This is a genomic window from Bacillus sp. FJAT-49736 (assembly GCF_018343615.1).
Lineage (GTDB): Bacteria > Bacillota > Bacilli > Bacillales > Bacillaceae_C > Margalitia.
This window is the reverse complement of the sequence record NZ_JAGYPI010000001.1, coordinates 239,720-254,141: the sequence shown is the minus strand read 5'-3', so window position 1 is coordinate 254,141 and position 14,422 is coordinate 239,720. Positions and strand designations below refer to the sequence as shown.

Genomic DNA, 14,422 nt, shown 5'->3' with positions numbered 1-14,422 from the left:
ATACAATACAAAATTATGAAATTTTCGTATTAAAATAATACTTTACGAATTTTTCGTAATATGTTAGAGTATACCTGTAAAGAATAATTTACCAAATAGGAAGGTGGTGATAGTTTGATAGAAGAACAAAAGAGAACGATCGTTAGAAACATTAGAAGGTTACTCAAAGAAAACAATATGACTCAATCGGAATTAGCAGATAAAATCGAAATCGCTAAAAGTACTATGAGTGATTATATGAACTATCGTGCAAAGCCAAGTTCTGGTGTTTTAGAAAAAATGTCACTGGTTTTCGGTGTATCAAAATCTGATATCGATACGACTTATAAAGATTTAGCCGTTGAACTAATTGATGGAGAATTAAAATATGTCACTAAACATCAACCTGTTTCATTCGTATCGGAAAACAACAATAATAATAAAATCCGCATTATAGGAAAAATTGCAGCTGGAACACCTATAGAAGCTATTGAGGATATTGTCGACGAGGTATACCCAGCATATAACGTTCCAAATTCATCTGACATATTTGGATTATTGGTGCATGGTGAAAGCATGAACAAAATAGTACCTTCAGGGAATTATGCTATACTTCGAAAACAAAGCGAAGTGGAAAATGGTGATATTGCTGCAGTAATAGTAAATGGTAACTATGCTACTCTAAAAAGAGTATACAAGTTTACAGATTTAATTGTCTTAGAACCATGTTCTTACGATGAAAGTTATAGTGATCAAAAATACACAAAAGAAAACTGCGACGATATAAAAATCATAGGAAAATATTTATACAGTGTTAGTCCGATTATGCAATAGGTGGGTGAAAAGGTGTTTGAAGTCGGCAAATGTCGACTGAATGAAATCTTAAAAAACAAAAAGATGTCTCAAGTTGAATTAGCTGACAAACTAGGAATGAAAAAACAACAAATAAATGCTTATGCTAATAACGAAACAATCATGTCATATAAAACTGCAATGAATATATCGTATCAACTTAGCGTGAAAATGGAAGATCTCTACGATTTCGTTTGGTCGAAAAAACAGTGAGTATATCTCACTGGGCACGACGGTCAAGTAAATACTTTACTCCTTACGAAAAATCCACTACAACTTCAAATACATTATTCCAATACATACCTAATAACTTATAAATGAGGTGGGACTTTTATGAAAGCAGTAATATACATACGTGTTTCTACAGACGAACAAGCAAAGCATGGCTATTCAATTGCTGCACAACAAGAAAAATTAGAGGCATTTTGTATTTCACAAGGATGGGAAATTGTTGGAACTCCATTTATAGACGATGGTTATTCAGCAAAAGACTTAAATAGACCAAAATTTCAACTAATGATGGATAAAATAAAAAATGATGATATTGACGTCTTATTAGTTTATAGGTTGGATAGGTTAACTAGATCTGTTATTGATCTATACAAGATTTTAAAAGTATTAGATAAACATAACTGTAAATTCAGGAGTGCAACGGAAGTATATGACACAACTAATGCTATGGGTAGACTTTTTATTACTCTTGTTGCAGCGATTGCTCAGTGGGAAAGAGAAAATACTGCAGAACGTGTCCGAATGGGTATGGAAAAGAAAGTGAAACTAGGAATATGGAAAGGCGGTACACCACCATATGGATATAAAATTGTAGAAAAAGAGCTAGTGATTGATTCAGATGAAGAAAAAGTTGTAAAACTAATTTACAAACTAAGTAAAACATATGGATTCCTTACAATTGCAAAAACATTAACAAATCATGGGTATAAGACTCGAAAAGGCAGTGAGTGGCATGTAGATACTGTTAGAGATATAGCGAATAATCCAATTTACGCGGGATATCTAACTTTTAATGAAACTCTTAAAGAATATAAAAAACCACCCAGAGAAAAAAAGTTATATGAAGGTAATCATGAAAAAATTATTTCTAGAGAATATTTTTGGGAACTCCAAGACATTCTCGATAAAAGAAGAACTTTTGGGGGGAAGCGAGAAACAAGTAATTATTATTTCTCATCCATTTTAAAATGTGGGAGATGCGGTCACTCAATGTCAGGTCATAAGAGTCCATCTGGAAAAACATATCGGTGCTCTGGTAAAAAAGCCGGGAAGAAATGCACGAGCCATATTATTAAAGAAGAATATTTAACATTGACTGTATTGAATCAATTAGATGAATTGCTAGATCAAATACAAGGTGCCACAGAAACTATTGATATTTCAGTTGATAAGGTTAATGAATTGGAACAAGAACTCAAATCTACCCAAAAATTATTAAAGAAGCAAAAAGCAATGTTTGAAGCTGATATCATTGATATTGATGAATTAATTCAAAAAAGTGAATCACTACGGGAAAAAGAAAAGAAAATAACTTCGGAGTTAAAACTATATAAACAAAATTCCAATAAAGATAATCATGAAATTAAATATATAATCGAAAACATTAATACGCTTTGGGAATTTGCAAACGATCATGAACGAAAGCAAATGATCACCACATTGTTCACACAAATTGTTATTGATACAAAAGAAGAATATAAAAGAGGAACTGGTAAGCCACGTGAGATTATCATTCTTTCAGCGATGTGAAATGTCTTTCGTTGGCGGTGGTACGATTATTCCTTGGGCTCTCATACCAGCTGCTGCAATTTGTAATGTTGACCCCTTCGATTTAGCTAGAAGAAATCTTATACCAGTCATAATAGGGTTAGTAGTCACAACCATTGTTGCTGTATTTTTAATTTAATCTGAAATGACTATATTAATAGAGGTTTTCCAGCATGTTATTCCCATGCTTTTTAGGAAGCCTCTATTTTCTTCTAACTATCAACATTATTATATAAATGAATGATTTTAATTTGAACTGAAATTTTTAGTTTATCGAATATTTCCATTTGCTAAAAGTGCTATAATAATAGAAATAATTCATAAGGAGTGATCAGAATGAATTTGCCAGAGCTTTTCACAAAATTGGAAGAATACTATAGCGAAATGGTTGAAATTCGGCGCTATTTACATCAACACCCAGAACTATCCTTCAAAGAAGTCAATACTGCCAAGTACATAGCTGATTTCTATAAAAAACTTGGTATTGAAGTGAGAGAAAATGTTGGCGGAAATGGTGTAGTTGCTAGAATTAAAGGAGCAAAACCAGGAAGTACTGTGGCACTACGTGCAGATTTCGACGCACTCCCTATTCAGGAAGAAAATGATGTCCCGTATAAATCTCTTGTTCCAGGAGTGATGCATGCTTGTGGCCATGATGGACATACTGCAACGCTTTTAGTTCTTGCGAAGGTATTGGATGAATTAAAAGACGACCTTGCCGGAGAATATGTCATGATCCATCAGCATGCAGAAGAGTATGCACCAGGTGGAGCGATTTCGATGATTAAAGACGGATGCCTAGAAGGAGTGGATGTTATATTCGGAACCCATTTATGGTCTCCAGTTCCTTATGGGGAAATTCAATATCGAAAAGGTCCAATTATGGCTGCAGCTGACCGTTTTGAAATTACCATACAAGGCTTTGGCGGTCATGGAGCACAGCCGCATAAAACGAAGGATGCGATTGTCGTTGCCTCCCAATTGGTTATGAACCTTCAGCAAATTGTCAGTCGCAGAGTAAATCCTATCGATTCCGCTGTCTTATCGGTAGGCTCTTTTGTCGCAAACAATGCTTTTAATGTAATTGCTGATTCCGCCAAAATTACCGGAACTGTTCGTACCTTCAATGAAGACGTTCGTGATTTTATCGAGGCAGAAATAGAGAAAGTAATTAAGGGAACTTGCATAGCATCCGATAGTACGTATGAATATTTGTATGACCGCGGCTATCCTGCAGTTGTCAATCACGATGCTGAAACGGATTTTATAGTTTCTACTGCAAAGCTAGTAGATGATATTCATTCTATTAAAGAAACCGATCCTGAAATGGGTGGCGAGGATTTCGCTTATTATTTACAACATGTAAAGGGAACGTTTTTCTTTACCGGCGCAAAACCTGACGGTGTTGACACTCCTTATCCCCATCACCACCCTAAATTTGATATTAATGAAAAAGCAATGCTTCTAGCAGCAAAGACATTAGGTTCAGCAGCCTTAAATTATCAAGAAGAGAACACCCAAATCTCCTCAAATTAAATATTCTGTAGAGTCTTCCAAGCACTTGGAAGACTTTTTAATTTTCCTTCCACAATTGCGAACATAAAAAAAGAGTTCACGCATAGAATGGTAGAAATGGACAAACTATAGGAAGGAGATAGCACATGTCATTGCCAATTTGGGTTTATTTCGTTATTGCAGGAATTGTAATTAGTGCTTATATGGCTGTTAAAACCGCAAAAGAAGACCGTGATCAAGAGATGGAATGGATTGAAAAAGAAGGCGAAGAGTATATAGAACGTATGGAAGAGGAAAAAGAACGTCGAAAGAATGTGAAAGAGGTTAGCCAATAACAAAATACGCGGGTGTCCTTGCACCATCGGCGTATGGATGAGTGAAATTTGCACTTCTAATTTCACTCGGTGAAATTTGCACTTCTAATTTCACTCGAAGCTACACGAAGATAACTTCACAAAATTTTATCCACAAGGTTTAACTGTATAAATTTCTATGCAATAACAAAAGGACAAGGAAAAAATCCTTGTCCTTTTTTATGCATTACTTAGTAGCGCCTGAGCTGCTTGTATCTGCGTTTAATACGTTATCTAATGCACTCTTTAAGTCTTTATCTTTAATGCTAACGTTAGCATTTTTAATTTCTGCTTTCATTGCCTTCGCAATTTCAGCTTGACCTACTTTTTGCGTTTTCACTTCTTGCGTGATTTGCTTTTTCATCTTTTCAAATGATTCTTTTTTCTTTTTATCCGTTAACTGGATAATATGATATCCATATTGTGATTTTACTGGCTTACTAATTTCGTTTATTTTTAATGCATAAGCAGCATTTTCAAATTCAGGAAGCATTTTTCCTGGACCAAACCAACCAAGGTCTCCACCTTTTTGAGCTGAGCCAGTATCAGTAGAATATTTTTTCGCCAAATCTTCAAACTTTTGGCCTTCATTTAGTTTCTTTTCAATATCATCCGCAGTTTTTTTGTCTGCTACCAGAATGTGACGTGCTTTGATTTCCGGTTTAATATTATTGTAATAGTCGCGAAGCTCTTTATCCGTTACTTTTACATCTTTTGTTGCAGCTTTTTCTTCAAGTAAACCAACCTTAATTGTATTACGGAAATCTTGCTCATCCTTATATCCGTATTGAGCCAATGCAGATTCAAATTGTGCCCCAAGCTGATCCTTAGCTTGCTGTACTTGCTTATCTACATCTTTGGATGAAACCTTATATTTTTTCGATAAGACTTTATCAAAAATAAGTTGTTGCAGAACTTGATCACCGTATTTATCTTTTAATGCTTTATATAATTCATCCTGTGTAATATTACCAGCTTTTGTTTTTACAACTACTTCCCCACCGCTGCCATTACTACCGCAGGCTGCTAGTCCAACCACACTTGCTGCAAGTGTTAGGGATAGTATCCACTTCTTCATTCATAAACAACTCCCAACATTAATATTAACTACGTATCCTTCTTGTCTTCATAAAAATCTACAAAACATACTATATCACAAATCCTGTAAGAAAAGAAACATATTATCAGAATTCTAATGAATTTCTAATATACCTGTAACTTAAATATCCAGCCCATTCTTTATTTTATCTTTGATGGGCATTTGCTCTACACCAAATAGTCAAACGCACATAACATGAAAGGGAAAGAGAAAAAGGAGGTATTCAAAATGAATTTTGCAGGCGGCGGGTTTGCTCTAATTGTTGTGCTATTTATCCTTCTCATCATCGTAGGTGCAGCTTTCCTTTGTTAAGAAGGGCTCTTTTCAAAAACTTTGTTGCTTTTGGGGCAAAATCATAAAACAATACTTATTTTGGTTAAGAATCAATAATCAACTAAGAAATGATGCCCCGAAACCAGAGTCCATACTACGGTGGAGAACAATATACGAAAAGCAATAAGTGAAAATTGACTTTTGGATTTTAATAACATATGCGAAAACAACATGAAGAAATAGCTGTCAATTAGACGAATGCCTTAACGATAATAACTAGTCAAGAATACTATAAATTAGATGAACAGAGGAGGTGTTATGATGTCCGGAGGAGCATATGGAGCTGGCTTTGCATTGCTGGTAGTATTATTCATTTTACTCATCATTATTGGAGCATCTTGGGTTTATTAATAGGAGAATAAAAAAGTCAGGCTTGTTCCAAGCCTGACTAATTTTATGTACTTAAAGTATAATTCGCTATATGTGCGAAATGATCAATCACTAAGCATTAATTATTTCTACATATGAAGAAAGCAGCAAGATTGTTATTAATATATTGATAGTCCTAAAAACCTTTGGCTGGCGATCTTCCGGAATTTCTTTTTGAATACAAAGTGAATTGGTCAAACTATTAAAGGAATACAAAATTATAACAGCAAAAATAATAAAAATGGAGATCATCCAATAACCCCTCCCCATATCTCCTATAATTTAGGATATCAGAATTTTAATAAAAAAGATAGATGAAAATAGTCCATTACATCGACTGAAAATGAATTATATTTGGGAGCTGTGAGTAAAAATGGTTGTAAAGTGTGGATGAAATGTTTAAAATTTTGGGAAGTGAAAGCAAGATTTTTCGAACAAAAGTAAAAATGACAAAAACCGAGGTTTGGAAATGGAGAATTTTGAAGAACGTCTTAAAAGGATGGAGTTTTATCAATCATTACTAATTCAAATGGCCCAAAAAGAAGGGTTTGAATTTTATCATTTAATAATGGAAAATCAATTAACGAAAGAAGATGTTACGCAATTCTTCGAACTATGCGAGGTCCTAAGCCATGAATATGAAGAGCAGAAGGAGGACAAATTTGTCTTCTTTTCTCCACTATATGAAAAGTTCAAAGAAAGGCTGCATCCTAAATTGCAGCCTAATGAAGTGATAAAAGCTTGTATAAATCAAGGCCTATATTCTAAGCTCATGAATATATTAATGAAAAATATTAATTAAGAATGCTCATTTTGCAATGCTATTTTTTTAATTTTTCCTTCATCCTCCACAAAATCTGTTTCGATATTATGAAAGGACTTTTCAAAGATTTGTACAAAATCCTCACCATATATATTACGGACCACTGCCATAAGTTCTATAAATTCTGGAAATTTACCGTAAATATTTCGAATTGGAACAGCACCTTGAAAAACAGTGTTATTAGATGGATTGAAGGATTCCATTAAATTTAATAAAATCTCTTCCCCTTCTTTTGTAATCTCAATATACGTATTTCTTTTATCATTCTCTTTTTTAGAGAACCTCAACAAGCCTCTCTCTTCTAATTTTTTTGAAAAATTGAAAGCGGTAGAAACATGCATAACACCAAATTTTGCTACATCGGAGATAGATGCCCCTTGAAGATGATAGGCAATCCATAAAATGTGGTGCTCGTTAATATTTAAATCATAGGGCTTAATCCACTGCTGCCAATCCTTTTCTATAGTCTTCCACAACGCCTTGCTTAATTGTGCAATTCTTTGGCTAAAAAGCAATGCCTCTTTAATTGAAAATTGATCCCCTGTCATTATTTCACCCACTTTTATCTCTTTAATAACATTATGCCAATAAAACAAAAATTAATAAAGATGTAAATTGGCAAAATTTTTAGAAACAGCTATCCAAATAAAAAAAACCCCATCTACGATGGAGTTTTTCAAGCATTTTTATTCGTTTTCAATTCTAATTCTTCAATGGTTTTTTGGATTTCTTTTAATTCATTGAAAAGTGATTGTTTGGTTGGCTCAATATCCTTTTGCCATTCGTTAATCGACGTTTTAATATCATGAATTATCTCTATTGCCATATTCTTTCCTTCACCAGATAACTTAGAAAAAGAATTTTTAATTCGATTAAGATTTATTTTTACATCTTTTAAGTTATTGGTCCAGTCATCTGTCGCTTCCTTTAATTGAATACGAAGCTCTTTACCGGCTACAGGTGCTGTTAATAAAGCAGTAATGGCACCAGCAACACTGCCAAAAAGGATACCGTAAGCTAAAGATCGTTTGTTCATGTTTTACCACCTCTATATTATTTCTATTAATGTGAATTATATCTAATTTATTATATCAAAAACGATTGAAACATTTAAAAAGTTTCAATGTTATTAAAAAATAATATTATGTAACCCTATTAATTTTTAGGGATATAAATCATCCTCTCCCTTTGTTTTGCATATTGTAGTGATAAGAGAAATCAATAGAATATCTAGGGAAGGAGATGAGCGAAATCACAATAATCTTATTTGCAGTAAGTATTCTATTTCTGGCAGGTATGGTTTACAATATCTCCTTGCATGCAAGGCCAGGGTTTTTTCCACCCAAAAGAATATTAAAACAAAGAATTAAGTTACTTGGTTGTGCTGGTATTATTTTTGCTTTAATTGGTTTCCTATTCATGCTACTTACAAATTAAAATGGCCCCTAGATACGGGGCCATTTGTATATTTAAGCGCTTTTGATTACATGTGTTCTTTTGAATATCGTTTGCAAGATTGGGTATAGAATAAATACTGCAACTGCATTAAACAATGCTCCAACCAAAACAGTAATATATAGAACTAGGAATGGTCCAGGCAAACCAACAAGCAATAACGCAGAAGTTAAAAATATTGTACCTGAAACAATCGTACCGATTATTGTTAGATAAAGTAATTTCATTGCAGAAAAGCTTTTTCTGGAAAGTAAAGTATACAATCCAAAGAAAACATAACTAGTTATCAGCTTATCGATAATGTTAGGAACGATACCTCCGGGGAATGTAGAGGTTAAACCAGAAATTACACCTGTTAAGGCTCCCAATAATAAAACATTTTTCCTTTCAGGAAATAATACAATTCCAAGGAACATCATCGTTAACATCATGTCCGGTTTCATATTAAAAATAATCCCCGGAATAATGGTGTGTAGCACGGTACCAATGCCGATAAGCAACGCCATGCTGACAAGTGTCTTCGTATTCATTTGTCTCAACTCTCCTCATCTTTACTATTCTCTTCTATTTCTCTCCTACTGTGCACTCATTGCCAGCAGCGAAAGTTATTTGTATTTTACCATATCCCTTATCCTTTATTAAAGAAAAAATTAATGGAAAGGAAAAGGAAAAAAATCCTGCGCAGGGCAGGATTTTGGTAATTTATTATTGAATATGACTAGATATATCTCCGGAGATTTTTTGAAGATCCACGGAACTATAACTATCCTGGTGGGATTTCCATACAGCACCGAAACCATCTCCCTTACCATATCTAGGAATTAGATGGAGATGGAAATGGAATACCGATTGCCCAGCAAACTCTCCATTGTTATTCAATAGATTCATTCCGATTGGTTCATATGCTCTGTTTAAAGCATTGGCAATTTTCGGTACTGCTTCAAAGAGATTTCCTGCAATTTCAGGAGTCAGTTCAAAAACATTTTTCTTATGTACTTTCGGAATAACTAGCGTATGTCCCTTTGTTACCTGGCTTATATCAAGGAAAGCAAAAACATGCTCATCTTCATACACCTTTGCACTTGGAATTTCACCGTTAATGATCTTGCAGAAAATACAATCACTCACATTCATTCCACCTTTTCGCTTTTTATATTATTATACAAAGAAATGGTTAAGTATGGAAAGGGGAAAATAAAAGGGCGGGATTTCCGCATGGATCCCGCCCTCTGAAGGGGAAACAGATTTAGGTTTCGTCTTATTAGCCTTTGATAAACACCTCATTTATCGGATGAATGTGTTTCATAAAGCTAGTGGAGTAAATGACCTTTGTTCAACGTGATCATCCCCTTATTGTTTAAAAGTCATTTATATATGCTTTTAAAACAGTAAGCGATCTACGACAAACACCTCATTTATCAGTTGGTGTACATACGTTGAGTCATTTTGACTTTTCCCTAATCAGCTTATATTTACGGATCTCGGTCTTTAACAACCACCCCGTTATAAGTTTTGGTAAATCCCCTTCGATAATATGATGTGCAGTTCGTAAGAAGATATACAAGTTTTTTTATAACGACAAGATTCTTTTTTAACTATCAGAATGGTTAATGTTACAATAATTATAACGATCAAAGAAGGAAAGGACGTAGAAAATGTCTCTGCTTGATATCAAACAATTAACCGGGGGATATACAAAAAAACCGGTATTAAAGGATATTTCTTTTTCGATAAACCATAATGAAATCATCGGCCTTATCGGCTTGAATGGGGCCGGAAAAAGCACAACGATAAAACATATTATCGGATTAATGGAACCTAAAAAAGGATCCATCCAAATTAACGGAAAAGAACTCTCTAGTGACCCGGATGACTATAGAAAGCAATTCTCCTATATCCCGGAAACACCAATTCTTTACGAGGAACTAACCCTTGATGAACATTTGAAAATGACAGCCATGGCATACGGAATCGAGGAAAAAACTTATGAAGAAAGGATTGTATCTCTTCTTAGAGAATTTCGCTTACATAAAAAGTTAAACTGGTTTCCAGCTCATTTTTCCAAAGGGATGAAGCAAAAGGTGATGATTATGTGTGCCTTTTTAGCCGAGCCTGATTTGTATATTATTGATGAGCCCTTTCTTGGACTAGATCCACTTGGGATACTGTCATTGCTTGATCTGATGAAAAAAATGAAAGAAAACGGGGCAGGCATCTTAATGTCTACACATATTTTGGCAACTGCAGAGCGTTATTGCGACGGATTTATCATTTTGCACAATGGAACGATTAGGGCAAAAGGAACCTTAGAGGAATTAAGGGAACAATTTAATATGCCTGGTGCAACGTTAGATGATTTATATATTCAATTAACGAAGGAAGATTCTGATGAAGAAAATTGATACCCTTTGGAAAGAAAGGCTGCATCTATATTCCGTCGAAATGCGCAAGTACTTAAAATACATTTTTAATGATCACTTATTATTTGTAGCTATTTTTGCCTTAAGTGGAGGGGCATATTATTACAGTAGCTGGGTCAAAACGCTTGATGAGCATTTTCCGATTGGCTGGGTTATGGGGCTTATATTAGGTCTTGTCTTGACCATCAGCCCAATATACACTCTTTTGAAAAATGCAGATAAAGTTTTCCTATTGCCTCTAGAAACGAAGCTTCTTTTCTACTTTCGCAAAGCAATAACACTAAGCTTCATCATTCAAGCATATATATTATTAATGGTCTTAGCCGTTTTAATGCCTATGTACGTTCATTCAACTGGCGGTAGCTTTCGTTCCTTTTTCTTTTATTTAATCATCGTGTGGGTATTAAAATATTGGAATCTATTGCAGCATTGGGATATCTTAAAATTCCGTGATCCAAAAATGGAATTCACTGATTGGATTATCCGCTTCGCATTAAATTCCATTTTCCTATTTCTTATTGTGGAAAAAGCATCCTTATCGCTGATTGGGATAGTAATACTTCTATACATTGGCGTATTTGTCTACTTTCACCAAGCATCGAAAGGAAAAACGATCAAATGGGATCTATTAATCGAAAAGGAAGAAAAACGGCTTACCGGGTTTTATCGTTTTGCTAATTTATTTACTGATGTTCCAAAATTAAAAGGACAGGTTAAACGCAGAAAATGGTTGGATCCAATTTTAAATAGGGTAAAATACGGTCAATCCAACACGTATCGCTACTTATTTTCAAGAACCTTTGTCAGAACGAGTGAATATTTTGGATTATTCGTTCGTTTAACGATTATTGGAGGATTAATACTCCTCTTTGCCGATCAACGTTATTTGATGATCGGTGCAGCCATCCTATTCCTTTATTTAACGGGGTTTCAACTAATCCCAATGGTGCGTTTTCATGAATTAAAAATTTGGCTGAACTTATATCCGCTTTCACCAGAGTGGAAGACAAGTTCCTTATTAAGGATTATTCAAACCGTCTTATTGATTCAGGCAGTAATTTTCGGGATTTTAGCACTTATTAGCAGTACTTGGATGAATGGTGTCCTGGTTCTAGTAATAGGTATTGTTTTTGTATTCTTACTTGTGAAGCTTTATATTCCATCCCGATTAAAAAGATTAGATTCTAGCTATTGATAATGTCTATGTACATTCCAAAAGGAGACTTGTGATGGATTACGAATCAATGGCATATTCAGAAACGGAAATGTGGAAGCGAAAAGCAACTAAGCGCTCCAGTATGGTAAAAAGGTTTGCAGAAAAAGCTCAAGATAAAGTAAATCAATTCATTCCCGAAAAAGCTCATAATCTCTTAACAGAAAGCATAAAAAAAATGGTTCAAGCAACCCTTTTTGGGTCTGAATTTTTAACGAAAAAGCATAATACTTCTGCATTATCTCTGGAAGAAAAGGAGATAATGATCAAGGAAAAGCTGGGGACATATAGAAGAACCGCTACAGTGGAAGGTGCTGGGACTGGAGCGGGTGGAGTTTTGCTCGGTCTTGCCGATTTTCCTTTGCTTCTGTCCATTAAGATGAAATTCTTATTTGAGGCTGCTGCTTTTCACGGATACGACACTTCCAAATATGAGGAACGCTTATTCATACTGTATGTATTTCAGCTTGCCTTCTCCAGTGATAAGCATCGTAAAATGGTATTAACCATCATCGAAAATTGGGAACAAGAAAAGAGTAAGCTGCTTGACGTTGACTGGCGAGCATTGCAACAGGAATATCGAGATCATATTGATTTTGTCAAAATGCTGCAGTTAGTTCCGGGGATCGGTGCTGCTGTAGGTGCCTTTGCCAATTATAATTTATTAGAGAAATTGGGCGAAACCACCATCCATGCATATCGAATACGTATGTGGAATAACCGAAAAAAAATTGAAACCGAGTAAAAAAAGCTGGTTAAGGGGTTTAAAAGCGGTTCTATCTGAACTAAGTGGACACAAGATCTGAACATGTACCCGTCAAGTAGACAAACTAAAAACCGCACAATTATCCTGCATTTAATCGATATTGAACAGGACTCATTTTAAGTTTTGTTTGTATACGATTATTGTTATAATAATTAATGAATGATTCTACAGCTTCGTAAACTTCTAGAACTGTTTCAGGTTGGCTGAAATGGTTCATTTCACACTTCATGTGACCAAAGAAGTTTTCGATGCAAGCATTGTCCCAGCAGTTGCCTCTGCGGGACATAGACTGGGTAATCCCCATGTCTTTCAAACGCTTAATGTAGCCACGGTTTGTGAATTGGACGCCTTGATCACTGTGCAAAAGTGCTCCTTTCACAAACCCTTTCTTTTTTAGGGTATCTAATGCTCTATACACTAATTTCATCTCTTGACTTGTGCCAACAGAATAGGCAATAATCTCCCCATTGAATAAATCTTTTATAGCACATACATAAACCCAGCGTTGTGATCCTTTTTTTACCTCCATATAACTAATATCAATCGATAATTTAATTCCAGGCTTTATTGCTTTAAAATTTCTATTTAATATATTGGAAAATTCCCCATGTGGTTGTGGCCTATTCTTAAAGCGTTTCCTTCTAATCTTGCAATATATTCCATACTTCCTCATCATTCTGGAGATGCGCTTCTCATTTACTTTTAAATGATACTCATTTTCTAAGGCTATCTTCATTCGCTTTCTTCCATAGGTACCCTTACTTTCTTTATATATCTTAAATATAAAAGGTAGTAATTCTTCATCCTTTTTATCTTGCTCATTATTCCCTAATCTTTTTACCCATTTATAGTACCCAGCCCGAGATACTTCTGTTATGGTGACTAATTTAGATATCGGATATTGTTTGGAGTTTGCATGTATAAAAGCAAAATGTACTTCTTTGTCATTCACCCCCTTTTTAGATCCAATAACTTTTTTAAATACATGTTCTCCAACTGAAGTTTCTCATATTTCTCTTGTAGGGATTCTTCCTCTTTTTTTCTTTTGCCTTTGCTTTTTATTCCTCTACTATCCACTAAGGCTTGAAACCCTCCTGCTTTTACTCTCTTTACCCAATCATGAACTCGTCTACGATCCACATCATACTTTTCCCCCAACTCACTTGCGGAGTTTCCCTCCATGTATTCCTCTACTACCTGTTTTTTTAACTCGTATGGATATATTTTTTTTGCTTTCATATAAACCGTTCCCCTTTCCCCACAAAAAAACTATAACATGGTTTTCAAGAGTGCGGTTTTCTAAAACTGTCTACTATATGGGTACAATATCAATCCTTTATCTGTGACAAAATGGCTCATGTTCCGATGTTTGCGGACATAGTGGAGCTCTGTCAAGAAAGTGGACACCTAAATAGCGAAATATAGTGCTTGGCTTGTCTTAACTTTTTCAAATTATAGATGATACC

At 34.7% G+C, this 14,422-nt stretch carries 20 protein-coding genes and 1 pseudogene; 13 read left to right on the top strand and 8 right to left on the bottom strand.

The features are described from left to right. Positions 1–114: 114 nt before the first annotated feature. The 6 genes and pseudogenes from KHA87_RS01350 (at position 115) to KHA87_RS01325 (ending at position 4,460) form a co-directional block, all read left to right on the top strand. Positions 115–813 carry a LexA family protein gene (locus tag KHA87_RS01350; protein ID WP_213092322.1) on the top strand — a complete coding sequence of 233 codons (699 nt, stop codon included), beginning with the start codon at positions 115–117 and terminating at the stop codon, positions 811–813. Positions 814–825: 12 nt separating this feature from the next. Then, positions 826–1,044, top strand: a complete 219-nt coding sequence (locus KHA87_RS01345) for a helix-turn-helix domain-containing protein (protein WP_213092321.1) — start codon at positions 826–828, stop codon at positions 1,042–1,044. 120 nt (positions 1,045–1,164) lie between these two features. After that, positions 1,165–2,592 carry a recombinase family protein gene (locus tag KHA87_RS01340; RefSeq protein WP_213092320.1) on the top strand — a complete coding sequence of 476 codons (1,428 nt, stop codon included), beginning with the start codon at positions 1,165–1,167 and terminating at the stop codon, positions 2,590–2,592. A gap of 7 nt (positions 2,593–2,599) precedes the next feature. Continuing rightward, positions 2,600–2,749: pseudogene (locus KHA87_RS01335) on the top strand (hypothetical protein); the annotation flags it as partial. A 197-nt stretch (positions 2,750–2,946) separates the two neighbouring features. Then, positions 2,947–4,146, top strand: a complete 1,200-nt coding sequence (locus KHA87_RS01330; RefSeq protein WP_213092319.1) for a M20 family metallopeptidase — start codon at positions 2,947–2,949, stop codon at positions 4,144–4,146. A 125-nt stretch (positions 4,147–4,271) separates the two neighbouring features. Then, positions 4,272–4,460, top strand: coding sequence for a sporulation YhaL family protein (locus KHA87_RS01325; RefSeq protein ID WP_213092318.1), 189 nt, complete (start codon positions 4,272–4,274; stop codon positions 4,458–4,460). Between the two features lie 205 nt (positions 4,461–4,665). On the opposite strand, the gene KHA87_RS01320 is transcribed toward KHA87_RS01325, so the two are convergent. Then, positions 4,666–5,556 (bottom strand): peptidylprolyl isomerase, encoded by an 891-nt coding sequence (locus tag KHA87_RS01320; RefSeq protein WP_213092317.1) that lies wholly within the window; start codon positions 5,554–5,556, stop codon positions 4,666–4,668. Between the two features lie 249 nt (positions 5,557–5,805). Between KHA87_RS01320 and KHA87_RS01315 the strand changes: the two genes are divergently transcribed. Further along, complete coding sequence (locus KHA87_RS01315; RefSeq protein WP_083489390.1) at positions 5,806–5,889, top strand: YjcZ family sporulation protein; 84 nt, start codon at positions 5,806–5,808, stop codon at positions 5,887–5,889. Between the two features lie 261 nt (positions 5,890–6,150). Then, positions 6,151–6,261, top strand: a complete 111-nt coding sequence (locus tag KHA87_RS01310) for a YjcZ family sporulation protein (protein WP_283249402.1) — start codon at positions 6,151–6,153, stop codon at positions 6,259–6,261. A gap of 90 nt (positions 6,262–6,351) precedes the next feature. Here the strand turns inward: KHA87_RS01310 and KHA87_RS01305 are convergent, their stop codons facing one another. Further along, on the bottom strand, positions 6,352–6,531 hold the full coding sequence (locus KHA87_RS01305) for a hypothetical protein (protein ID WP_213092315.1): 180 nt from the start codon (positions 6,529–6,531) through the stop codon (positions 6,352–6,354). Positions 6,532–6,748: 217 nt separating this feature from the next. On the opposite strand from KHA87_RS01305, the gene KHA87_RS01300 reads away from it, so the two are divergent. Next, complete coding sequence (locus KHA87_RS01300) at positions 6,749–7,081, top strand: DUF1878 family protein (RefSeq protein WP_213092314.1); 333 nt, start codon at positions 6,749–6,751, stop codon at positions 7,079–7,081. Here KHA87_RS01300 and KHA87_RS01295 read toward each other — a convergent pair. Together KHA87_RS01295 and KHA87_RS01290 are read right to left on the bottom strand one after the other, a co-directional pair. After that, positions 7,078–7,650 (bottom strand): HTH-type transcriptional regulator Hpr, encoded by a 573-nt coding sequence (locus tag KHA87_RS01295; protein WP_213094200.1) that lies wholly within the window; start codon positions 7,648–7,650, stop codon positions 7,078–7,080. The genes KHA87_RS01300 and KHA87_RS01295 overlap by 4 nt on opposite strands. 128 nt (positions 7,651–7,778) lie before the next feature. After that, on the bottom strand, positions 7,779–8,138 hold the full coding sequence (locus KHA87_RS01290) for a YtxH domain-containing protein (RefSeq protein WP_213092313.1): 360 nt from the start codon (positions 8,136–8,138) through the stop codon (positions 7,779–7,781). Between the two features lie 206 nt (positions 8,139–8,344). Here KHA87_RS01290 and yhzF point away from each other — a divergent pair, with 206 nt between their 5' ends. Beyond that, entirely contained in the window at positions 8,345–8,539 is a 195-nt protein-coding gene (gene yhzF / locus KHA87_RS22560; RefSeq protein ID WP_481748332.1) for a membrane protein YhzF, read from the top strand. A gap of 32 nt (positions 8,540–8,571) precedes the next feature. Here the strand turns inward: yhzF and KHA87_RS01285 are convergent, their stop codons facing one another. Together KHA87_RS01285 and KHA87_RS01280 are read right to left on the bottom strand one after the other, a co-directional pair. After that, the gene (locus tag KHA87_RS01285; protein ID WP_213092312.1) at positions 8,572–9,087 is read right to left on the bottom strand and encodes a tryptophan transporter; all 516 of its coding nucleotides are present in this window, start codon (positions 9,085–9,087) and stop codon (positions 8,572–8,574) included. A gap of 175 nt (positions 9,088–9,262) precedes the next feature. Beyond that, on the bottom strand, positions 9,263–9,685 hold the full coding sequence (locus tag KHA87_RS01280) for an HIT family protein (RefSeq protein ID WP_213092311.1): 423 nt from the start codon (positions 9,683–9,685) through the stop codon (positions 9,263–9,265). A 527-nt stretch (positions 9,686–10,212) separates the two neighbouring features. Here KHA87_RS01280 and KHA87_RS01275 point away from each other — a divergent pair. The 3 genes from KHA87_RS01275 to KHA87_RS01265 are packed head-to-tail and all read left to right on the top strand — an operon-like array spanning position 10,213 to position 12,935. Continuing rightward, positions 10,213–10,959: an ABC transporter ATP-binding protein gene (locus KHA87_RS01275; protein ID WP_213092310.1), complete on the top strand. Its 747-nt coding sequence runs from the start codon at positions 10,213–10,215 to the stop codon at positions 10,957–10,959. Next, positions 10,946–12,172, top strand: coding sequence for an ABC transporter permease (locus KHA87_RS01270; protein WP_213092309.1), 1,227 nt, complete (start codon positions 10,946–10,948; stop codon positions 12,170–12,172). Before KHA87_RS01275 ends, KHA87_RS01270 begins: the two co-directional genes overlap by 14 nt. 34 nt (positions 12,173–12,206) lie before the next feature. Further along, positions 12,207–12,935: an EcsC family protein gene (locus tag KHA87_RS01265; RefSeq protein ID WP_213092308.1), complete on the top strand. Its 729-nt coding sequence runs from the start codon at positions 12,207–12,209 to the stop codon at positions 12,933–12,935. A 100-nt stretch (positions 12,936–13,035) separates the two neighbouring features. Here KHA87_RS01265 and KHA87_RS01260 read toward each other — a convergent pair whose 3' ends face one another. Both KHA87_RS01260 and KHA87_RS01255 read right to left on the bottom strand, forming a co-directional pair. Then, the gene (locus KHA87_RS01260) at positions 13,036–13,908 is read right to left on the bottom strand and encodes an IS3 family transposase (protein WP_213092307.1); all 873 of its coding nucleotides are present in this window, start codon (positions 13,906–13,908) and stop codon (positions 13,036–13,038) included. Beyond that, positions 13,905–14,195 carry a helix-turn-helix domain-containing protein gene (locus tag KHA87_RS01255; protein WP_213092306.1) on the bottom strand — a complete coding sequence of 97 codons (291 nt, stop codon included), beginning with the start codon at positions 14,193–14,195 and terminating at the stop codon, positions 13,905–13,907. Before KHA87_RS01255 ends, KHA87_RS01260 begins: the two co-directional genes overlap by 4 nt. Positions 14,196–14,422 lie beyond the last annotated feature (227 nt).